This is a genomic window from Dasania sp. GY-MA-18 (genome assembly GCF_024734385.1).
Classification (GTDB): domain Bacteria; phylum Pseudomonadota; class Gammaproteobacteria; order Pseudomonadales; family Dasaniaceae; genus Dasania; species Dasania phycosphaerae.
In genome coordinates this window covers 20,676-42,672 of sequence record NZ_JANHAP010000004.1, presented here as the reverse complement: position 1 = coordinate 42,672, position 21,997 = coordinate 20,676, and the positions used below count along the sequence as shown (strand labels likewise).

The 21,997-nt window shown below is 48.2% G+C and carries 18 protein-coding genes and 1 tRNA gene; 4 read left to right on the top strand and 15 right to left on the bottom strand.

The window, feature by feature from the left end; genetic code table 11:
* The first annotated feature begins 17 nt into the window (after positions 1 to 17).
* Positions 18 to 932 carry a sugar kinase gene (locus tag NO559_RS06110; protein ID WP_258330919.1) on the top strand — a complete coding sequence of 305 codons (915 nt, stop codon included), beginning with the start codon at positions 18 to 20 and terminating at the stop codon, positions 930 to 932.
* A gap of 57 nt (positions 933 to 989) precedes the next feature.
* Here NO559_RS06110 and qatD read toward each other — a convergent pair whose 3' ends face one another.
* The 12 genes from qatD to rpsU all read right to left on the bottom strand — a co-directional run bounded on the left by qatD (position 990) and on the right by rpsU (position 15,470).
* Positions 990 to 1,736 (bottom strand): Qat anti-phage system TatD family nuclease QatD, encoded by a 747-nt coding sequence (gene qatD, locus NO559_RS06105; RefSeq protein ID WP_258330918.1) that lies wholly within the window; start codon positions 1,734 to 1,736, stop codon positions 990 to 992.
* Positions 1,736 to 3,010, bottom strand: a complete 1,275-nt coding sequence (gene qatC / locus NO559_RS06100) for a Qat anti-phage system QueC-like protein QatC (protein ID WP_258330917.1) — start codon at positions 3,008 to 3,010, stop codon at positions 1,736 to 1,738. Before qatC ends, qatD begins: the two co-directional genes overlap by 1 nt.
* On the bottom strand, positions 3,007 to 3,858 hold the full coding sequence (qatB, locus tag NO559_RS06095; RefSeq protein WP_258330916.1) for a Qat anti-phage system associated protein QatB: 852 nt from the start codon (positions 3,856 to 3,858) through the stop codon (positions 3,007 to 3,009). The genes qatC and qatB overlap by 4 nt, the downstream gene beginning before the upstream one ends.
* Positions 3,858 to 5,720, bottom strand: a complete 1,863-nt coding sequence (locus tag NO559_RS06090) for a P-loop NTPase fold protein (RefSeq protein ID WP_258330915.1) — start codon at positions 5,718 to 5,720, stop codon at positions 3,858 to 3,860. The genes qatB and NO559_RS06090 overlap by 1 nt, the downstream gene beginning before the upstream one ends.
* A gap of 114 nt (positions 5,721 to 5,834) precedes the next feature.
* The gene (locus tag NO559_RS06085) at positions 5,835 to 7,646 is read right to left on the bottom strand and encodes a phosphotransferase (protein ID WP_258330914.1); all 1,812 of its coding nucleotides are present in this window, start codon (positions 7,644 to 7,646) and stop codon (positions 5,835 to 5,837) included.
* Positions 7,647 to 7,705: 59 nt separating this feature from the next.
* Entirely contained in the window at positions 7,706 to 8,566 is an 861-nt protein-coding gene (locus tag NO559_RS06080) for a cyclin-dependent kinase inhibitor 3 family protein (RefSeq protein WP_258330913.1), read from the bottom strand.
* 344 nt (positions 8,567 to 8,910) lie between these two features.
* Positions 8,911 to 8,987, bottom strand: a tRNA-Ile gene (locus tag NO559_RS06075).
* A gap of 124 nt (positions 8,988 to 9,111) precedes the next feature.
* On the bottom strand, positions 9,112 to 10,077 hold the full coding sequence (gene cysK, locus NO559_RS06070) for a cysteine synthase A (protein WP_258330912.1): 966 nt from the start codon (positions 10,075 to 10,077) through the stop codon (positions 9,112 to 9,114).
* Between the two features lie 638 nt (positions 10,078 to 10,715).
* Positions 10,716 to 12,509: an RNA polymerase sigma factor RpoD gene (gene rpoD, locus NO559_RS06065; protein WP_258330911.1), complete on the bottom strand. Its 1,794-nt coding sequence runs from the start codon at positions 12,507 to 12,509 to the stop codon at positions 10,716 to 10,718.
* Positions 12,510 to 12,650: 141 nt separating this feature from the next.
* On the bottom strand, positions 12,651 to 14,522 hold the full coding sequence (dnaG, locus tag NO559_RS06060; RefSeq protein ID WP_258330910.1) for a DNA primase: 1,872 nt from the start codon (positions 14,520 to 14,522) through the stop codon (positions 12,651 to 12,653).
* Between the two features lie 139 nt (positions 14,523 to 14,661).
* Positions 14,662 to 15,111: a GatB/YqeY domain-containing protein gene (locus NO559_RS06055; protein ID WP_258330909.1), complete on the bottom strand. Its 450-nt coding sequence runs from the start codon at positions 15,109 to 15,111 to the stop codon at positions 14,662 to 14,664.
* A gap of 143 nt (positions 15,112 to 15,254) precedes the next feature.
* A complete protein-coding gene (rpsU, locus tag NO559_RS06050; protein ID WP_258330908.1) occupies positions 15,255 to 15,470 on the bottom strand; it encodes a 30S ribosomal protein S21 in 216 nt (71 codons plus the stop codon).
* A gap of 277 nt (positions 15,471 to 15,747) precedes the next feature.
* Between rpsU and tsaD the strand changes: the two genes are divergently transcribed.
* The 3 genes from tsaD to folK are packed head-to-tail and all read left to right on the top strand — an operon-like array spanning position 15,748 to position 17,675.
* Positions 15,748 to 16,776 (top strand): tRNA (adenosine(37)-N6)-threonylcarbamoyltransferase complex transferase subunit TsaD, encoded by a 1,029-nt coding sequence (gene tsaD, locus NO559_RS06045; RefSeq protein WP_258331127.1) that lies wholly within the window; start codon positions 15,748 to 15,750, stop codon positions 16,774 to 16,776.
* Between the two features lie 40 nt (positions 16,777 to 16,816).
* On the top strand, positions 16,817 to 17,170 hold the full coding sequence (gene folB / locus NO559_RS06040; protein ID WP_258330907.1) for a dihydroneopterin aldolase: 354 nt from the start codon (positions 16,817 to 16,819) through the stop codon (positions 17,168 to 17,170).
* Between the two features lies 1 nt (position 17,171).
* The gene (gene folK, locus NO559_RS06035; protein WP_258330906.1) at positions 17,172 to 17,675 is read left to right on the top strand and encodes a 2-amino-4-hydroxy-6-hydroxymethyldihydropteridine diphosphokinase; all 504 of its coding nucleotides are present in this window, start codon (positions 17,172 to 17,174) and stop codon (positions 17,673 to 17,675) included.
* Between the two features lie 74 nt (positions 17,676 to 17,749).
* On the opposite strand, the gene NO559_RS06030 is transcribed toward folK, so the two are convergent.
* From NO559_RS06030 to NO559_RS06020, 3 genes are all read right to left on the bottom strand, one after another.
* Entirely contained in the window at positions 17,750 to 18,496 is a 747-nt protein-coding gene (locus NO559_RS06030) for a pteridine reductase (RefSeq protein WP_258330905.1), read from the bottom strand.
* A complete protein-coding gene (locus tag NO559_RS06025; RefSeq protein ID WP_258330904.1) occupies positions 18,493 to 19,575 on the bottom strand; it encodes a multifunctional CCA tRNA nucleotidyl transferase/2'3'-cyclic phosphodiesterase/2'nucleotidase/phosphatase in 1,083 nt (360 codons plus the stop codon). Before NO559_RS06025 ends, NO559_RS06030 begins: the two co-directional genes overlap by 4 nt.
* A 117-nt stretch (positions 19,576 to 19,692) precedes the next feature.
* Positions 19,693 to 21,978 carry a TonB-dependent receptor gene (locus tag NO559_RS06020; RefSeq protein ID WP_258330903.1) on the bottom strand — a complete coding sequence of 762 codons (2,286 nt, stop codon included), beginning with the start codon at positions 21,976 to 21,978 and terminating at the stop codon, positions 19,693 to 19,695.
* Positions 21,979 to 21,997 lie beyond the last annotated feature (19 nt).

The window sequence follows — 21,997 nt, the reverse complement described above, 5'->3', positions numbered from 1 at the left end:
AGGCTAAGGAGTTAACGATGAGTACTGATAACAAAGTCATACTAGTAACACGCCGCACTCGCTTAGAGGAGTTAGTAGCCCAATACAACACCGAAGACCAAGCCGCCTTTGTCATAAAAAGCCGAGGCGGTGAGTTTGAAGATTATCGTATCGAGCACAACACCTATATGGAATCGGTGAGCGAAGTAGAGGCGGAGCTTAAACGCTCCGCCCGTGTGCAGCGTTTAGAGCGCGGCTTTTTACCTAACTTTATCTTTGGTCCACAAGATAAAGTGGTGGTGGTAGGGCCGGATGGCTTAGTAGCAAATACCTTAAAGTACCTAAACGGCCAGCCGGTTATTGCTATCAACCCAGATCCAGCTCGCTTCGATGGTGTGCTATTACCTTTTTCCGTTGAAGATACCAAAGCGATATTTTCTGACGTACTAAGCGAGCGTTATCAAAGTAAACAAATCACCATGGCCAAAGCCACATTAAATGATGGCCAAGAGTTAATTGGTGTTAATGATTTGTTTATAGGCCCACGCATTCAAATCTCTGCACGCTATGAATTGAGTATCGATGGCAAGTCAGAGGTGCAGTCATCCAGTGGCATTATTGTGTCTACAGGTTTGGGTAGTACTGGTTGGATGAAAAGCATCGTTGCAGGTGCTGTGGGTGTAATGGGTGGTGAGCGAAAAACTGAAAGTGCAATGGCATGGAATGACGATAAGCTAAAGTTTGCAGTGCGCGAGCCATTCCCCAGTCAGGCAACAGGCACCGATATTGTGTGTGGTGAAATTACTCAACAATCAGGGATGAGAGTTTCATCCCTGATGGCGGGTAATGGGGTGATTTTTAGTGATGGCATGGTGGATGATGCGATTGAATTTAATAGTGGGGTAACTGTAAACATTCGGGCGGCAGATCAAAAAGGCGTGATTGTGGTATAAGAGTCCGCTTTCGGCCAATAACGGACTTTGTATTAAGTGTCGTGTCCCTGAAATCTCTTAAATTTTTAGGGAGTAGCGTTTAGAAAGGATGGCTTCCTTGTTTATAGCTAATAATGAATCAACCTTATTGGAATCAAAACCCCATATTTCCGAAAGTTCAGGTATACACAGATTATTTGTGTCCCATGGGTAAAGAGGTTGATTTTTTAATGAAGTGAAAGGACCGTCGGATTCTAAAAGAATACGATCTTGTGGAATCCTTGAGACCAGATTCTTGCCTTTCTTTCCTCTCAGCATTATAGGGCCAACACTAAACCAGCATCCAAGCTCAATTGCCCTGTTAAGCTCTTTAACAGTGCCGGAAAACCAGTGTAGGATGAAGGTGTTGTTGTGCTTGAAGGGCTCTAGACAATTCATGACTTCTGTAGCTGCCTGACGACTGTGTATAGATAAAATCCTTCCCCCATGAATATCTGACAGTTTCAGTGCGTGGGTAAATACTTTTATCTGGTTCTCCCAAGAACTTCTATATCTCGATGAACCGTCAAGGCCAACTTCACCAACAAAGTCCGTTGAATGTATCCATTTGTCAAACAATGATAATTCACCGAATCTTTGATGGACTAGCTCCGGGTGTAGGCCAAGTCCCGTTTCAATATTCGGACAATCCTTGGCTAGATGTGCGGTTTGTTCGTAAGCAGACGGAGTGGTTGTAACAGATAAGACAAAAGTACCTTGTTGCTTCGCCGTAGTCACGACCTCAAGGGGATCTGGATACAGGTCTAAATGGCAATGAAAATCCACTAAGTTACCCCCTGGGCTTTCAGAAAGTCATCAAGCTCCTTTAAACCACGCTGGGCGATATCGTAGTAGGGTTGAATGTTTGAAATTGGCGCAGAGGAAAGCCCCGCACCCATCCAGCGACGAATACCTACATCTTTTTCTTGTATTATTGCCATAGCAACTGCACGAACATCGTCAAAGCCAGAATTTTCGGAGTCTTTTTTACCTAGGTTTTTGTACACGTAAGTAGTTCTATCCACTTCTCCCCACTTATGAAATGCCGCTCTTCTAACTAAGCAGGGAACGCATCGACCACAATGGGTTTTCTTAAAAAGCAAGAATCTACCGCAGCTCGTTGACAGGTGGGCCAACTCCTTAATGAGGGATTTATTTTTGCACTCTGATAGCATCTCTCCCTTTGTTTTCAATGCGTAGGGAGTATCGATTTTTAGTCCAATATCCGCTGAATCAAAAATTTCCTGAATACCGGAAAGATAGGTTGGATGTGTTGTTCTTGTACTTAGGCTGCCCACTCTCATGGGGGTTAGAGGTGTATTCAGCGAAATAAAGCCGTTTTCTGAGACTACTAATTCAGTATTGGAGCCGTTTTGATTTTTTAAGGATGATGCTGCGAGGGCAGCATAGGCTAAGAAAGCTATAGATCGTGAACGCTGAGACGCAGGAGTTTCGCCATTTGGTACTTTGGCTTTATGACTCATTACGAGAGACTCGATGTCACTGTCAATCTTTTGTGGAAATAACTTTTGTTTGGCTTGATCACCTTGTACAACTTGGCTAATAGTGACTGGCTTTCGTCCATCTTTAACAAGGTTAATTGCACCAATAAGACTATCCATGCCACCAGAGAAAAGTGTCAAGCAATCAGCATCGAATTTTTTCTCTGGTTTTGGTGGTTTTGGATAAAAACCCCCTTCAGAAAAATTGATAAGCCATCGGTCTGTGGTCAGAAAATTTAAAGTTTTCTGAATGATCTCTACTTGTGATCTCCAGAAATCTGGATCAATTACTGCAATTGTAAGGTCGAACTCTCTAGTCCAACCGTCGGGACTTTGCTTTCTGTGTCCAGCGGTATCAGCGCATACCACTGAAAGTGCTATTGATAAAAAGTCCCATGACCTTGAGGAAGGGTTAATTTTTCTTTTTCTGGCTACTTCTGCAATTCCGTGACCTGCATACGCTAGTTTCTTGTTGTCTGGAATGGAGTAGAGCTGAACGTCAAGGTTCGATTTATGATCATCGAAGTTAAATCCCTTTGGCCCGCATACAATTTTCATCGCGTATAGTCCTCAAAAACTTCGTAAGTGTCTTCTAATACACTGCGGGCTAGCAGAGCAACCTGATTCTGTGACAATGAGGATAGGTTGTTTCCTATTTTTTTAAATGAGGACTTAACTGTCTCGCGTACATACTCTTTTATCTGTTTCAATCGGTTTACCCCTGCTGCTGCATTAGGTGCCTTGTCTTGTATGTGCTTCCCGACATCTAAGGCAATTCTTTGATAAATATCGGTGGCAAGAAAAGTCTCTATGACTAAATACTTGTCGTTATCGTTCAGTTCCAGTAAATCAGCGTCGGGGTTCTTATCTAATAGCTCGCTTAATGCGTCCTTTATAGATTCCCGTGAAGCTTCTGAATCCTGAGTTCCATCAATAGGTCTGACCGCTTCAATGATTGCATTTACAACATCATCGGAGTTTTTCGATTGAAAAGACAGTGCATTAAAGTGGTCAGATTGAGTGGTTGTGCGTGTGTCGGAAGATAATATTCCTGCTAAACCACCAGCAGTAGACGCAGTGCTACCCATTCTTCGCGCTGCACTTTTAGCCCCGCCATAACCTCTAGACACATATTGACGAATTCCATTACGCATACTGCTTGAGCTGCCATCGCCAGCGAAAGCGCCCAAGCTACTGCGCGCGCCTCCAAATCTTCCTGGAGGTGCGTTTAGCAGAGGTGGATTAGATTCTTTTGTGTTGTCCCCGGCGTTGTTATCTTCAGGATTTGATTGATTGTCGTCTTGACCACCCTGGCCAGCATCTGGCGCTTCCGTAGGGTTGTCAGCCCAAGGCGGTACCATCGGTATCCCTGAACCGGGGCCTTTGCTTGAACTTGATGTTCCCATTATTTCTTACTCTTCTGAATTGCTTTTTTTACTGGTCCTGATACGTCTGAGTTTGTCCAAACATCAAACGGAATATCGACCCAATCCTCCTCAGCGATCTTTGGAACAATGCTAGGTTCGATCTGGCTTGAGGGGCGTTCACTCAAAAAAGCCCCAAAGCGTTTACCAACAGATTTATGAGACTGGCCAACGACGACACAGGCAGTTAATATGTCCGGCGCGCCCCATGATTGCTCGCGCGCGGCAATTTCCAGTAATTTATCCATTATCAGATTCAAATCTTCAGTTGCTAACTCATTAATTGAATCTTTAAGCGCTGTTGCCATGTCAGGCGTTTCTTTTAATGCACGCAAAATCTCTAGGCCACTCGATGAAAGTTGTTCATGGCTGAGGAGCAATGGAGAGTGTTCTCGACTGACATATAACGCACCACGAATATCAATATCAGCTAATTGTGGCTTTGAGGCAGCCCATTGTTTAAAGAATGCAGTATTGAATTCTGATGGCCATTCAATCTCTTTACCTTCTTCTAAGCTGGCTTCAATGTCCTTCAGAACTGACGGGAGTCCCTCATCATTACTTGCACAAGATGTCGCAATTTTTCTGTAGGCATCATCTGAGCCGCAACGCTCCAACAATAGTATTTTCGTCAGAACGGCTTCATCAATCGCGATATCTTGGGCGTTGCCGATTGCTAGACGAATTGATATGGCATTTAGAAAACGCTTAATTAACCTGGGATTTGCATCAATTGCTGTTTCTGAAGACATTAGAGGTGCTAATCGATCAGCAAGGTCGATTTGTGTGGATAGTTTTACGGGTATTTCTATATTGAGTTCTTGGGATAAGCCTTCCAGAAACTGTCTATCAACACGAGCACCTTTCCAGGTTTCAGCTAACTGCCTGCATATTCTTTCTCTCAGTTTGTCTTTTTCGTGTTGCTCGATACTACTAAGGTCGATGTACAGCATGCAGAGGTAAGCTTTAATATCCTGTACACCGAGTTTGGGTACTTGAATAGGTATTTGTATCAGCTTATCGAAATAGTTGGTTACTAGTTGGTCGTCAGGCATATCATGGAAGTGCTTTTTGACAGAGTGACGAATCATTTTTGTGTCGGCAGCGATTACAAATGCGGTATTTTTTAGGAATAGAAATAGTCTCAGTGCTTCCAATGTCGATATTGCGGTTTCTGGCAAGCAGCGATCTAAATCGTCAATGAGCACAACGAGAGTAACGTCAAGCTCTTCAAGCGAACTCTCAAATCCACTTCTAATTGCTTCTATTTCCTGAGGGGGAGATTTTCTCTTCTTTGGCTTTACTAAGCTATTCCCTTCTCGTAGGGCTTCGCTACCGGACTCTTTAGCAGACTGTAGGTCTTCTTCCGTAACTTCGCCGTCTAGTAGCGCTTCTCCCGAGTCCCAAACCCTACCGACAAGACCACCTATGGGTAGGCCAGTTATAAGTGAGGCGGCGACACCGCCGGTTGTTTTTGCTGCGCGTAACCAATCAATGCGGCCTAACAAATCTTTAGTCTTGCCAACCGCCGTTTGTTGCTGTTCTGCCTCTTCTGCAAGCTTCCTAGCAATGACTTCCATCAACGCAGCTTTAGCATCGTCGTATCCTTGATATAACCAAGCATTGAACTCAACAAAAATATATTTTTTTTCGTCGGGATTATGATCGGTGTTTTTCAGATTGGCTTGAACAAGTTTGATCATGGACGATTTTCCGACGCCCCAGCTTCCTGAAACCCCAATAGAAACAGGCTGCCCATTGGCCCTTGCGATAATCTCTGAAACCGTAGCTGCTACGGTTGAAAAATTAAGAAAATCGCGATCAGTTTCATTATCTGTCCACATTCATTTTTACCTTATTCAATTATCTCGCTAGAAATTACTTCCTAGTATTAAAGCCATTCTTAATTCCGGGGATAGTTAACTTAGTTAATGTCTGCTTTGGGTCGAAAACAGTAATTAGTGATTGAAATTATTGGCAGAGCTTGTCGCTGTGTACAAAGCCCATATTCTCTGTTTTTTATTAGGCTCATCAAACCCAATTGTATGCACAGCATATCTAAGCTGTGGTATCAGCCACTGTGCTTGAGTGCTTTTATCACTCTTATCAATATACTGGCCCGCCAGCTTTCTTATATGGCAGATAGAAGCATAAGTCTTTTCAAATTGCGTGCCTTTAAACTCATCTGGCAATGCGGGTAGGTTTTCAAACGGGTGTTCAAAGCTTAAAAGAAAATCACTAAAGGCATAAGCCTTGATTAAATCTTCTTCTGATTCTATCGGTGTATAGATATAAAGCAGATCATTCTCTAATTTGGCAAAGTCTTTTAATACATGGCCTCTATGAGTGTGGAAGAAGTCGATTAGCCAAACATTACCCCGCTCATCAATAATTACATTAGCGCCGTTAAGATCGCCGTGTACAAAGGCGAAGGGATAGTCGCCTACCATGGAGGGAAGTTGGTCTAAATCTTCTTTATAGAATTGATAGAGATTGTAGGCTTTTTTATTACCGGGCAGGGTTAGCTCACCTTGCTCGGGGCAGTGACCAATTAACTCTTCGATTTTATTTTTTACTGAACCTGCCCAGTGTGAATCAAAGCAGTAGTATACCAGCAGGTCTTGCGTATCGTTGGTGGCAGCGCGATATAAACGGCCTAGCTGCTCGTTAAATACGGCATCTAAATAACTGCGTAGCTTTTCTTGACTTGCACCTTTCTGGAAGCAGCTTTGTAATGAGCGGGCACTGCCAGAGCCCATAGACGCGTAGCGGTATTTAATAGCACCTTTGTGTTGTGAATCGGCGTAGTCGGCAATCGCGGGGGCGTTGTTGCCCATCACATTTTCGATTTGCTCAAAGGAGGTGCGCTCTTTGGCCATCTCGGCGCGTGGACCAATCTTAATCACATGGGGTGTTTGTTCGTGGCCGTGTATATCAATGCTGTTAACACCGGCGACCAAGTTTCCCGAGAAGCCACCATCCAAAATCTTCAGCGAAATTCTTTGGCAATCGCGGAACAGGTGGCGAATTAAAAACTCTGTCTCATCGTCCAATAGCATATCGCCGTCGGCAACAATCTCTATGGACTTATTTAAACTCTGGTGCTGTGTAGGTGTCTCTTCGCCGCCCAAGTATTGCGTGAACTCACCAATAGAGTCGATCACGGTAATACCCACAATGCGATCTAATTGTTGTAGCGCTAAAAAGTGCTGGCTGCGCGATGAGCTGGCAGTGAGTGCACTGCACACGGCAATTTCACAATGGGGGTAACGGGTTGCTAATTCGTAGGCTAAAAATAAAACTTTAGCTTCCGTCCAAACACCGATAATGCCTATGCGTAACTTCTCATCTGCGGGTGCTCTACTGGCGAGGTTATCGAGTGTTTGTTTTAAAGCAGTGCCTTCAAAATCGTTAAGGGTGGTGCTGTCGATTACGGTGACTTCTTTATTCGTGCTTTCTGTTTCAGAAAATATAAAGTCAGCGCCGGCTGTGTTTTGTAAACAATGGCTATTAAATTGTTTGAGGTGGCTGGCTTGTTCGGGGCAGTCTGGGGCGTGCCAATCGCGAATATGAATAGTTGCGAGTTGGTTACTAGTCTGTGAATTAACCCATGCCATAAAGCGGCCAACAGGGCCAGTGGCAATGCTTTCGCCCACTAGCCGTTGCGACTCTTCGTGGCCTATGTGTAATTGATTGGGTAGCGGGTCGCCAGCATTTAGCGGCTTAACAAAATCGTTTTGCAAGCATTGGGTAATGAGAACAGACTGCATCCATTGTCCTTAATCTTTCCATGGTTCTTATTGTTGGGCACAGCTTATCTCGAAAGTACCTACTTTTTCCAGTGTTGCGTTAATACATAGTGCTCTTGTGCATAAGTTTCTATGGAGTGCTTTCTTGCATTACGCACTTCGGCTACCGCATCAACAGGAGTCATTCCCGCTTCAACCAGCATACGCGCAGCGAGTAAACCAGTGCGACCAAGACCGCCACGACAGTGAATAACAATATCTTGCCCGTCACTTAGCAGTTTGTGTAATTGCGGCCCAACGGTTTTCCATAAAACTTCAAATGATTCACTAGGCGGCTGCATATCTTGAATAGGCAAGTGGTGCCACCCAATATCACTGTTAGTAAGTACTTCCATAAACTGAGGTACACCAATAATCTCAAACTCTTGGGCTTCCATAAGCGTAATAAGAGTAGTGGCTCCCCAGGCCTTGATGGCGGCAAGATCTTTATTTAAATCCCGCTCCCAAGTACCGCCGTACAAACCTTCACTGCACTTGCCGGGGCAAAAAGTCAGGCCTATACGCCCACTAGTATTCGGCACTTCGACATAATCAATGCGTAAGGGGTGAGAGTCACTGGTGCGAATCTCTGATTGCTCATCTTTATAAGCATTCTTAGCCCGCAAGTGCTCCAGCGGTGTCCAAGCCTGGCGTTCATCACTAAACCAAGTCCAAAACTGCCAGGCATCACTGGTGCTTTCTGTCTCATCAAGTGTTGCGTCCATGGCGGCTTGTAAATCGCTGTGGGTATTGTTGTTTATTACAACACTGCCATCGCTTAATAATTGAGCGTCTTTAAAGCTGCTACCAATATAGGCGCGGATAGGAAGGGGGGCGGTAACTAAGTGGTTGTTAAACAGGTCTGTGACGGCGGATTTATTGAAGTTTAGATAATGTCTCATAGCGGTTAACTGTATGAGTATATTGGTATGTGTGCAAGGGTTCAGTGGGGGTTAATACTATTGAATTTGTGGTATCAGTTGGTGGAGGTGCTCTTGGCCGATAATGAAAAGCTCTGGAGGAATGCGAAAATTTATTACCTCTAACATGACTCTAAAAGTTTGAGAGTGCAGCGCGTGAAGTAAAAATTTATTTAAATCTATAGGAGGTTCAAGGAGTTAGGTGGTGTTTCCCTGCGGGGCACAAAGGCCCAGATACACCCCGGTCCGAACGGGACCTGCCTGGGTTTATAAAGAGTAGAGTCGGATGCTCTAAGCTTTATAGTTCGATATTAGATAAGGAAAAGTGGTGGGCCCGCCCCGACTTGAACGGGGGACCTGCCGATTATGAGTCGGATGCTCTAACCAACTGAGCTACGGGCCCTTAACTAAAACTACTCTCTACACGGTATAACAAATTACCCTGTAAAAAGAGCTGTGCATTATACCTAAAAACGCCGAGCATGAAAGAGGCTACAGGCTCGGCGTTTTAGTTTTTTTCGCTTTATTTACTGGCTGGTTTCGTTTTCGCTAAACATACCCTCGAATAAGGCGGAGCTTAGGTAGCGTTCGGCGGAGTCAGGCAGTATGACGACTATGGTTTTACCCTTATGTTCGGGTTGCTGTGATACCCGGTGGGCCACGGCCATGGCGGCACCGCTGGAGATACCAGCCAAGATACCCTCTTGCTGCATCAGCTTGTGGGCCCATTCCATGGCTTCTTCGTTGCTCACTTGCTCTACTTGGTCAACCATCTCTAAATCTAGGTTGGCGGGGGCGAAGCCTGCGCCTATGCCTTGGATTTTGTGGGGGCCGTGTGTGGGCTCGGTGCCGGCTTTGGCGGCGGCGATGACGGTAGAAGAGGCGGGCTCAATCGCTACGGTGGTGATGGCCTTGCCTTGGGTTTTTTTGATGTAGCGTGAGATGCCGGTAAGTGTGCCGCCGGTGCCTACGCCGCTGATCAATACATCTATTTCGCCGTTGGTGTCTTGCCAAATCTCGGGGCCGGTGGTTTTTTCGTGTATTTCGGGGTTGGCGGGGTTGTCGAACTGGCCGGGCATAAAGTATTTGCTGGGGTCACTGGCTACCATTTCTTCGGCTTTGGCGATGGCAGCGGGCATGCCTTTGGCACCGTCAGTCAGTACTACATTGGCACCTAGGGCTTTCATCATTTGGCGGCGCTCTAAGCTCATGGTGTTGGGCATGGTAAGGGTAATGGGGTAGCCGCGCGAGGCGGCCACAAAGCATAGCGCTATGCCGGTGTTGCCGCTGGTGGGTTCGACGATCTCCATGCCGGGCTTGAGGCTGCCGTCTTTTTCGGCGGCCCATATCATGTTGGCACCTATGCGGCATTTGACTGAGCTGGCGGGGTTGCGGGATTCTATCTTGGCTAAAATATTGCCATCAGAGATGCGTTGGATTTTTACCAGTGGGGTGTTGCCTATGGAAAGGCTGTTGTCATTATATACGGCCATGTCTGGTCTCCTTGAAATGCGGAATAGGGTGTATCTGTTTATACGTGGGTTTGACTATACACGCAGTTAGTCGCGGTCGAAACCGCTTTGCGGGCTAGTTGTTTGAATTTGCCGGTAGTTTTTGTTGTCCTAGCTGTTTGCTCAAGTAAGGGTTTTTCCGGTAGGCCTTAAGTAAGAGCTGGCAGTTGTCTTATTGGGCTGCGCGCCCACTAATGTCTGGTTAAATTACTATTCCGGTCATGCCGGGCTTCGACCCGGCATCCACGGAAACTGAAATATCCTAGTAGTCTTCAGCGTGTGATTAGCATGCGCTATCAAAATAGTCATTTTTTAAAAACTGTATTAAATACATGCCACGAACTTTGTAAACCTATGGGTACCGGCGCAAGGCCGGTAGAGCCTGCCCCGCGAGCATTGCGAGTGCTTTGGGTACGACAGCTTGGGAAGTGAGAGTTTACAATTGTTAGCAGCGGCAATTGCTGGGGGTTGGATAAGTACAAAACAGTTTAAGTTATGGGTGCCGGCTCAAGGCTGGCAAAGCCTGCCCCGTGAGCATTGCGGGTGCTTTGGGTGCGACAAGTTTAGGGGGTATAAAAAAGGCCGGTAAAAACCGGCCTTTTTGTTATTGCTATAAAGGATTACTCATCCAAGAAGCTGCGCAGGTGATCGGAGCGCGAAGGGTGGCGCAGTTTGCGCAGGGCCTTGGCTTCGATTTGGCGTATACGCTCGCGGGTAACGTCAAACTGCTTACCGACTTCTTCCAGGGTGTGGTCGGTGTTCATGCCTATGCCAAAACGCATGCGTAGCACTTTGGCTTCGCGAGCAGTTAGGCCGGATAGTACATCTTTAGTGGCTTCTTTTAAGCCTTCACCGGTAGCCGAGTCTATGGGCTGATCTATGGTGGTGTCTTCAATGAAGTCACCTAGGTGCGAATCTTCGTCATCACCTATGGGGGTTTCCATAGAGATAGGCTCTTTGGCGATTTTTAACACCTTGCGCACTTTATCTTCGGGTAAGTCCATGCGCTCGCCTAATTCTTCAGGCGTAGGCTCGCGGCCCATTTCCTGTAGCATTTGGCGCGAGATGCGGTTGAGCTTATTAATCGTTTCTATCATGTGCACCGGTATACGTATGGTGCGGGCCTGGTCGGCAATAGAGCGAGTAATGGCTTGGCGTATCCACCAGGTGGCGTAGGTAGAGAATTTGTAACCGCGACGGTATTCAAATTTATCTACCGCTTTCATTAAGCCTATGTTGCCCTCTTGGATAAGATCCAAGAACTGCAGGCCGCGGTTGGTATATTTTTTAGCGATAGAAATTACCAGGCGCAGGTTGGCCTCTACCATTTCTTTTTTGGCGCGACGGGCACGGGCTTCGCCCATGGACATGCGGCGGTTAATTTCGCGTATGTCGGGTATGGTGAGCTCGGTTTGCTCTTCGATTTGGGCAATCTTGCGCTGCTGGCGCAGTACTTCGGGTCTAATTTCGGCGAGCTTGTCGGCGATATCGGGGAAGGCTGCTATTTGTTCATCCAGCCATTCCAGGTTGGTTTCGTTGCCTTGGAATGATTTGATAAACGCGCGTCTGTCCATTTTGCACTGTTTAACGCAAAGCCTGGCGATTTCTTTTTCGCCGCTGCGTATCACGTTAAATTTAGAGCGTACCCGTATGGTTAGCGGGTCAAAGGTGCGCGGCGTCAGTTTTAAAAACTTGAATAGCTCGGCAACTTTTTGCAGCTCTTTGGCTGACTCTTTGCTGTAGCGGCCATGCTTTTCTATGGCTTTTTCTAGCTTGTTGTTGGCTTTGCGTATTTCTTTAAAGCGTTTTTCGGCTTCTACTGGGTCGGGGCCAGAGGTGTCTTCGTCGTCATCATCGCTGGCGGCTGCAGCTTGAGCATTGGCCGGGGCCACTACGTCGGCGGGCTCTAGGTAGCCGGTGAGTATGTCGGCCAGGCGGCGCTCTTCGGTGGCTACTTTGTCGTAGTCGTCCAGTATGTCTTGCACGGAACCTGGGTAGTAGGTTAGTGCGGCCATTACATCGCGTATGCCTTCTTCTATGCGCTTGGCTATGGCGATTTCGCCTTCGCGAGTTAGCAGCTCTACGGTACCCATTTCACGCATATACATACGTACGGGGTCGGTAGTGCGGCCAGCTTCGGTTTCTACGGCGGCAAGTGCGGCGGCAGCTTCAGCAGAGGCGATGTCATCGGGTGAGTCGCTTTCGGCCAGGATTAGGTCATCGGCATCGGGAGCGTTTTCAAACACTTGTATGCCCATGTCGTTGATCATCTGGATAATATCTTCGACCTGATCTGGATCAGAGATGTCTTCCGGAAGGTGGTCGTTAACCTCGGCATAAGTCAGGTAGCCCTGCTCTTTACCCTTGGCAATAAGGTCCTTCAGGCGAGACTGTTTGTTAGCGGTTCCGCTCATAGTTGATCTTTCACTTGTAATACGTGGACGAAAGGTAGCCCAACATTATAATGGCAAACACGGCTCTATGCCAGCGGGAATGCAGGCTAGAAGCGGTTTACACCGATTTTTATCGTGGATTAAGGGCTGATTTATTGATTATTAACTGTGCTTTTGGGCGAGTAATTGTTTTAGCTGCTCTTTATCCTCTGTGCTTAGATCAGCGTAGTTGGTGGCCAATAGTTTGTCGACCTGTTGGTCCAGGTGAATATGGGTATTATTTCGCAAAATATGTTTAATGGTATCGCTGAGCTCCTGCTCGGGGTTTTCAGCACTGCCCTGTACGCCAAAGATATGCGCTTGGTTTAGGGCTTCTTCAATGAGTCCCTTCCAAGGTTGCTGCTGCCAGTTGGCCAAAATCATATAGGTGGTGGAGTCGGGCCGCTTTTGGGTGAGGGTAATAATATCACGCAGCAATTGCAGCTCTAGTTGATCGTTGTCTATGTTAAATTCAGGCAGCTGCGCCCCGGCCTTGGGGTAGAGTATGAGTAAGCCTATGGCGTATAGCACGGGGTCGCGATGGATGTTGGCCTTGGGGGGCAGCGGGCTGCGCTGCTTAGGCTGGTTGTTGGTTTGAAAGGGGGCTTGCTGGTTATCGCCGTGGCTTTGCTTGCTGTTGTAAGCCTCGTGCTGCTGGTCCTGCGCTGTGGCCTGGCCTCTGGTTTTGGGTTTGGGTTGCTGGGCAATGATTTCTATCAGCTTGTCTTCGGCCAGGCCGGTGCGCTCGGCCAGTGAGCTCATCATTAGGCTTTTAAATACGCCTTGGGGTAGCTGGTCTATAAGCGGCGCGGCCAGTTTGCTCATGCGGGCGCGGCCCTCTAGTGAGCTGATGTCTATATCTTGCGCCAGGTGTTCAAACAGGTAGTTTTCCAGTGGTGCGGCTTTGTCTATCAGGCGCTTAAACTCGTTGCTGCCGACTTTGCGCACTAGGCTGTCGGGGTCTTCACCCTGCGGTAAAAATAAAAACTTGGCTTGGCGGCCGTCTTCCATGACTGGCAGGGCTGACTCTAGGGCACGGGTGGCGGCTTTGCGGCCAGCTTCGTCACCGTCAAAACAAAACACCACTTCAGGGCACTGCCTAAAAATCCGTTTGAGGTGGTCGGTGCTGGTGGCCGTGCCCAAGGTGGCTACGGCATAGCCTATGCCATGCTGAGCCAGTGCTACTACATCCATATAGCCTTCAACCACCACCAGTTGGCGCAGTTGGCGGTTATTTTTGCGGGCTTGATACAGTCCGTAGAGCTCGCGACCTTTGTGGAATACCGGAGTTTCTGGTGAGTTTAGGTATTTGGGTTTGTCGTCGCCTAAAACTCTGCCGCCAAAGGCGATAACGCGGCCGCGGTTGTCGTGTATGGGGAACATAATGCGGTCGCGAAAGCGGTCGTAGCATTTGTTCTCTTCGGGTTTTTCTATCAACATGCCGCCGTCTATGAGCAGCTGCTTATCTTCATCGCTGTGGCCTAGCTCTTTGAGCAGGTTGTCCCAGCCGGGAGCGGCGTAGCCTATGCCGAAGTCGCGGGCGATTTCGCCGCTGAGGCCGCGGCTTTTTAGGTAGTCCACCACGCGGGGGCGGTTGGGGTGCTCTTTGAGCAGGCGTTGATAATGGCTGGCGGCTTTTTCCAGCAGGGTGTAAATGTTGCGTTTGAGTTGTGGCTCTTCTTTAAAAACCGAGGCTTCGCGGGGGACTTCCAGCCCGGCCATATCGGCCAGGGTTTCTATGCAGCGCGGAAAATCCAGGCGCTCATAGTCCATCAAAAAGCCTATCATGTTGCCGCCAGCGCCACAGCCAAAGCAATGGTAAAACTGCTTTTCTTGATTGACGCTAAACGAGGGGGTTTTCTCGTCGTGAAAGGGGCAGCAGGCCATGTAGTTGCGGCCGCTCTTTTTTAATTTGACGCGCCTGTCTATCACCTCGACGATATCGAGGCGATCCAGTAAGTCGTCTATAAAAGCTTCAGGTATGCGTCCGGCCATAGGGGGGAAGTCTACAGATGATAGTCGCTAGTTCCTAGATGTCAGCCGCTAGAATGCTAGATTCTATTACAGGTTTCTAGGGAGGGATTTTTAGGGGTAGTATTTTCTAGTGACTAGGCACTGTCGACTAGAGCCTGCCTTACAGGCTAGCTTTTATCAGCTTGCTTACAGCAGCCATATCGGCGCGGCCTTGTAGTTTGGGCTTTAATACACCCATAACCTTGCCCATGTCTTGCATACCGGCGGCGCCAGTGCTGGCGATGGCGTCAGTAATAAGTGCCTGGATTTCGGCTTCGCTAAGCTGGGCGGGCAGGAACTCTTGTATGATCAGCATTTCCGCTTGTTCAACCTCGGCGAGGTCGGCGCGGCCACCGTCGGTGTACTGCTGTATAGAGTCGCGGCGTTGCTTGCACATTTTGTCTAGCACGGCCAATAACCGAGCATCATCGACTTCTATGCGCTCATCAACTTCTATGCGTTTAATTTCGGCCTGAATAGCCCGAATAGTAACTAGGCGCTGTTTAGCCTTGGCCTTCATGGCCGCTTTCATTTCGTCTTTAATACGAGCTTTAAGCGTTTGCTCAGTCATCGTATAACAAGCCTCTTTAAAAGTTGGGGCGGTACAGTGCTAGTTGGAAACATAGCCCCAAACCCTGTGGTTTGGGGTGTTTACTACTTACTAAGTTAACGTTGGTTACCTTGCTCGTTTGCCAAAGGTAACCGAAGGCTTGCTTAGTATAAACGCTGGTGCTTTTTAGTTTCGCGAGAAACTTTTTTAGCGTGACGCTTAACGGCGGCAGCGGCTTTACGCTTACGTACAGAAGTGGGCTTCTCGTAAAATTCACGGCGACGTACTTCGGCTAAAACACCGGCTTTTTCACAAGAACGCTTGAAGCGACGTAGAGCGATATCGAATGGCTCGTTTTCTTTTAACTTAACTGAAGGCATTGGGCCTACCTATGTCTGTGTGGATATAAAATTCGTATTGCATGCGGTTAGTGCTTAACCACCCTATGCAAGGGGGCGGCATTATATTCGGAAGGTGAATAAAATGCAAAGCCTAAAAAGGCCTTGCATAGCCAGCTGGGGTGGTAGGGCCAGAAAAGGGCCTTTTCCCTTTCGGTGCTGGCCTGTAGACAGTATAGCCAGTATCATTCGCGGCACTGAGTTTTGTGGCGCTAAAGGGCGCTATTTCACGATATTAACCGTGCTATTGAGGCCTGAAATGCGTGTACTGGGTATAGAAACCTCCTGTGATGAAACCGGCATCGCCCTGTACGATAGCGAGCAGGGTCTGTTAGCTGAGGCTTTATACAGCCAAATCGAGCTGCATGCCGAGTACGGCGGGGTAGTACCTGAGCTGGCCTCCCGCGATCATATACGTAAAACCCTACCGTTAATCGAGCAGGTGCTGGCTGAGGCTGGCCTCAGGCGCGCTGATATAGACGCCGTGGCCTATACCTCAGGCCCCGGTTTGGTAGGGGCGTTAATGGTAGGCGCTATGATAGGCCGAGGCTTAGCCTATGCCTTAGCTGTGCCCGCCATAGGGGTGCACCATATGGAGGGGCACTTACTGGCCCCCATGTTAGAACCTCAGCCGCCCGAGTTCCCCTTTATTGCCTTGCTGGTATCCGGTGGCCACACCCAATTGGTACGGGTAGATGGCATAGGCCAGTATCAATTACTGGGTGAGTCTTTGGATGATGCCGCCGGTGAGGCTTTTGATAAGGCCGCAAAAATGTTGGGCCTGGCTTACCCCGGCGGCCCTATGGTGGCTAAGCTGGCAGAGCAGGGTGACAATCAGCGTTTTGATTTCCCCCGCCCCATGGTGAAACACCCCGGTTTAGATTTTAGCTTTAGCGGTTTAAAAACTTTTACCCTCAATACCGTGAATGCGCATAAAAACGAGCAGGGCGAGCTGGACCCACAAACTCAGGCCGATATCGCCTGTGCCTTTCAGCAGGCAGTGGTAAGTACCTTGGTAATTAAGTGCAAGCGCGCCCTGCAGCAAGAGGGCTTAAAGCGTTTAGTTATCGCCGGTGGTGTTAGCGCCAATAAAAAGCTGCGCGCCGATTTAGAAAACGCCTTAGCCAAAATTAAAGCCTCGGTGTTTTATGCGCGGCCAGAGTTTTGTACCGATAACGGTGCCATGATTGCCTACGCCGGTTGCCAGCGTTTATTGGCTGGCCAGCAGGATGATTTGGCGGTTAAGACCCGCCCTCGCTGGCCTATGGAACAACTCAGCGCGATTTAATATTTTAGCGAACAACTTTTTTCTAGCGACAGGATTCAATATGGATATCATTTACATACGCGATTTATGTATAGAAACCACCATAGGTATTTATGATTGGGAGCGTGAAATAAAACAAACCGTTAGCCTGAATGTAGAAATGGGTCACGATATACGTAAAGCGGCCGCCACTGACGATATAGCCTACACCTTAAACTACAAAGCGGTAGCTAAGCGCTTAATCGCGTTTATAGAGGCCAGTGAATTTTTACTGGTAGAAACCATGGCCGAACAGTGCGCGCAAATCATACGCGAAGAGTTTAAGGTGCCTTGGCTTAAATTACAGGTGAGCAAGCCCGGCGCAGTGCGCGGCTCACGGGATGTGGGTGTGATTATAGAGCGAGGCGAGCGTTAATATGTCACAAGTTTTTGTGAGCATAGGCAGCAATACCGACAGGTATCGCCACATATCTGCCTCGTTAGATGCGCTGCAGCAGTGCTTTGGTGAGTTAATCATTTCACCAGTATACGAAAGCGTGGCGGTGGGTTTTGAAGGTGATAACTTTCTCAACTTGGTGGTGGGTTTTGAAACCGCCTACTCGGTAGGTGAGTTGCAAGCCCTGCTAAAACAAATTGAAGATGACTACGGCCGCAAGCGCGGCGGCCCTAAATTTAGCTCGCGTACTTTAGACATAGATATTTTAACCGTTGATGATTTAGTGGGCGAAGTGGATGGCGTACTGCTACCGCGCCCCGAAATTTTAGACAACGCCTTTGTGCTGTTACCGCTATTTAATGTTGCCCCTAACGCTATACACCCCTTAACCCAAACCAGCTATCAGCAATTGTGGCAGGACTATGATCAGGCCAGCCAGCAATTATGGTCGGTAGATTTTGAGTGGAATAAAACAAAGCTGTAAGCCATAAGCTGCAAGCTATAAGATGTTTTCTTGCAGCTTGCAGCTTGCAGCTCAGCGCCAAAGGCGCTGATTATTCACATCCCCAAACTACGTCCACCGTCTACGCTAATAATTTGCCCGGTAATATAGGGCGCATCTTTAATTAAAAACAACACGGTTTTGGCGATGTCTTGGGGGCTGCCGCTGTGGCCCAGCGGGATTTTTTGGGTGATCTGTTGTTTGTCTTCGTCGCTGAGTACGCTTTTGCCCTGTTGCTCTGGCCACAGTATAGCGCCGGGTGCGACGCCGTTAACGCGCACGGGGGGCAGTTCTTTGGCCAGGCTTTGGGTCATCATCGCCAGTGCCGCTTTTGCCATGCAGTATAGGCTGTGTTCTTTTAAAGGTTTTTGCGCATGTATATCGACGATGTTGACTATGCAGCCTTTATGTTTTTGCAAATAGGGTGCCGCGGCCTGGCTGAGAAAAAACGCGCCTTTAACATTGCTGTTAAATAAATCATGCCATTGGTTTTCGTCGCATTGCGCTACGGGTGTGGGGTAAAAGCTAGAGGCGTTATTAACCAGTGCGTCTAAACGCCCCCACTGTTGTTGTGCTTGCCTGATAAGTTGTTGCAGTGCGCTTACATCGGCCAAGTCGGCTGCTAATGCTATGGCGCTATTGCTGCGTTGCTGGTTGAGTTGCGCACACAATGCTTCGGCTTTGCTTTGGCTGTGGCGATAATGTATTACCACATTGTAGCCGTGGCGGTGCAAGCTGTTGCAAATCTCTGCGCCTATACGTTGGGCACCACCGGTGATGATGGCGACGGGCTGAGTGCTCATGGCAATATCTCGCTGAGTAAGTTTAGCCTTTGTTGCTCTATAGCTAGTGCTATTGCTTTACCGCTAAGGCCCTGAGCTGCTAGCGCTTTGGCATCTACCGACAGACATAGTGTTAAGGCTAGGTTGAGTTTGTCTGCGTGGTTGTGTTGGCTGAGTTGCTGGCAGCATTGTAAAAAAAGTGCAAAGCGTGAGCCGCGCCTATAAGCATCGCAGTTTTGTAATAGCTGCAGGGCTTGTTGGGCGCTGAGCTGCTCGGCTATAACCGTGTCGGCGTATAGGCTAAACAGCTGGCAGAGTTCGGCAACTTCGTTGGGTACTTTTAGGGCTTTAAGTTGTTTGAGTAAATCCTGATTTTGCGCTTGATAAAACAATAAGGCAAAGCGCTGGGCTGGGCTGCAGTTTTTGCTGGCCTGTTGTAATCGTGTGGCGCTTTGCTCTGTTAGTGCCGGCATGGGCGGGTATAGCTGCGCCAGTGCGCCGCAGTGTTGCAGGCATAGAAAATATTGTTGGGGTGATTGCTCGCTTAGCGCTTTTTCGGTTTCTACCCAGATGCGTTCGCGGCTAAGGTGTTGCAGCTCGCCGCTGCTACTTAGTTGTTGCATTAGCTGTAGGGTTTCTTCGGCCACGCTAAAACCTAGGTGATGGTAGCGCGCTAAAAAACGAGCGGTGCGCAGTACCCGCAAAGGGTCTTCGGCAAAGGCGGGGGAAACATGGCGCAGCTTTTTGGCGGCTATATCCTGTTGGCCCTGGTAGGGGTCTATGATATTGCCTTTTTCATCTTGCGCTATGGCGTTAATGCTTAAATCACGGCGCAATAGGTCGTCTTCTAAGCTAACGTCAGGGGCGCTGTAGCAGGCAAAACCGCTATAGCCCTGGCCATTTTTGCGCTCGGTACGCGCCAGTGCGTATTCCTCTTTGGTTTCGGGGTGTAAAAAAACCGGGAAGTCTTTACCCACTTGCTGATAGCCCTGTGCCAGCAGTTGCTGCGGGGTAGCCCCTACCACTACCCAGTCACGTTCGTGAAAGGGGTAGCCCAATAATGTATCGCGTACGGCGCCGCCGACTAGGTAAGTTTTCATGGGGTTTAGTCTACAGTTACCAGTCTATAGCCGCTAGTTTTGTGCAGGGTGATTGGAGAAAAAGTATGGGGTATAAAAAAGGGCACCGTAGTGCCCTTGAGTGTGTTGTAGAATCTTTTAAAAGTTGTATGAAGCCGATACGCCCATGGTACGGGGGCGATTGCGTACGGTTCTGTCGTAGTTTGGCAGGTTAAATACGATGGCGTCGTTATAAGTAAAGATAGCTTCCTCGTCAGTCAGGTTGTCAACAAAGAAGGCGGCTTCCCAGTTTTTGCCACTGTTATAGCCTACGCGTAAGTCAACTATGGTGTAGCTGGGTTTAACGTTGCCAGACTCAATGGTGAAAGCGGTAACATCGGTATTTTTGTCACCGGCTATTTCCAGCGAGTCATCGACATAGCTAACACCGGCTAATACAAACATTTCACCTTGTTCTAAGGGCATGCTCCAGTCTATGGATAGGTTAGCGGTAATCTCGGGGACATCAGCTAATTGGTCGCCATCCATTATGCCTGCAGCGGGTGTGTCTTCTGTAAACTCTGCATCGGTATAGCTGATACCGGCGTTAATGGTTAGGTTGTCTAATACTGCGAAGTTAACTTCAGCCTCTATACCTTGTGATACAGCTTCGCCGACGTTGGCGGTAAAGTTAAAGCCGCAAGCACCACTGGTGTTAACGCGCTGCTGTATGTCTGTCCATTTTAAATGGTATACAGAGGCGTTGACTCTTAGGCGGTCGCTGGGGTCTAGCTTAAGGCCTAGTTCTAGGTTTTCTACTTTGTCGCCAGCGTATGAGGTGGGGTTGCCGCTAATGCCTAAATCGTTTAAATCGTTATTACAGGCGAAGGCTAGAACATCGGCAGAGTCGGTGCTGCGTGGGATAGAGCGATTACCACCGCCAGGGCGAGTAGCGTCCGATGAGGTGACGAAAACTTGGCCTGCGTCCGAAAAATCCCAAGCTAAGGTTACGCGATAATTAGTTTCTTCATCGGAGTTATTTACGTCTAAAAGGTTAGCTTCACTTAATGTGGTGTCACCATAGACCAGCCCCCAGTCCTCTTTATGTTGTGCAAAATCATAATCCAAGGAGCGTAAGCCCAAGGTGAGGGTAAATTGCTCGGCAAAGGTATAGTTAATTTCACCAAAAATAGCGCTCTCGTCGTAGGTGCTTCTGTCGTTGGTGTTGGCTAAGCCGTTATTGGTGACGTATTCGAAGCCCCGCTGCATGACGTAGTCGGAATTAACTTCAGCGTCTTTGTTATAGATGCCGGCTACCCATTGGAAGTTGCTGTCGCCATTAGAGGATAGGCGTACTTCGAAAGTTTCGTCCTTTAAGCTAACGGTTTCATCTACAAACGCCGCCGCAGTGGGTGAGCTGTAAGAGAACCCTCCCGACAGTGCTTCAACGGCGTCGGTCATATCCTCAGAGTTGATAAACTCTCTATCCATTTTAGAAAGGTTGATTAATAGATTTACACCATCAAAGTCACTGTTGATGGTTAAGCTGGTCATAGTAAATTCGTCTTCAAAAGGTTCGGCGGCATTAAAGGGTCGAATTTGTGAGTCATCAGAGCCCGGTCCATCGTAATTAGGCTTGCCGTCCATTTCCATGGTTTGATTGAAGTAAGCTGGCTGTATGTAAGTGTCGTCAGTGAGTTGGTAGCGTAGCGAGGCGCGTAGCGATTCAGTTTCTTCGGTGTTAACGTCATCTACTTTACCCGAGTTACCTGCGCCATCGTCATACACTCTGTCTATATAGCCGCTATTGTCGGTAATAGAGCCCACAACTCTAAGCGCGAGCTTGTCGGTGAATACATGGTTATACATGCCATTGAGGGTTTGGTTTAAGCCGCCGTCTTTGGTGCTTGAGACCTCGCCTGCGATTTTGCCTTCGTTTTCAGCTAGGTTGGGCTGGCCAGTGATTAAACGTACCGTGCCACCCATAGAGCTGGAGCCAAACAGTGTGCCCTGTGGGCCTCTTAATACTTCGACTCTGTCTAGGTCAAAAAGCTTGGGGCTGATCACGGTTTGTGCAAAAGAGGTAGAGGAGCCTGACGAAATAGAGGATATAGGCATTTCATCAATGTAGTAGCTAACGGTAGGGGCAAAGCCGGTAGCTGCAGAGATGCCGCGTATGTTTAGCTTAGTTCGGCCGGGGCCGGAAGACTTCATGGAGAGTGAGGGGACGGAGCCGATGAGGTCATCAAAGTCTTGTATGCCAGCGGCGGCTAAAGACTCGCCGCTGACGGCGCTAATACTTAGTGGTATATCTTGTATAGAAGCACTGCGTTTAGTCGCCGTTACCATCACCTCTTCCAGAGCCGGTGCGCCGTAGCTTACACTGCTGGCTGCTGCGGCGATTAAAGTGGGTAGTAGTGCTTTACTGACGTTGAGTTTGTGCATGGGGGCTGCCTCCAGGCTA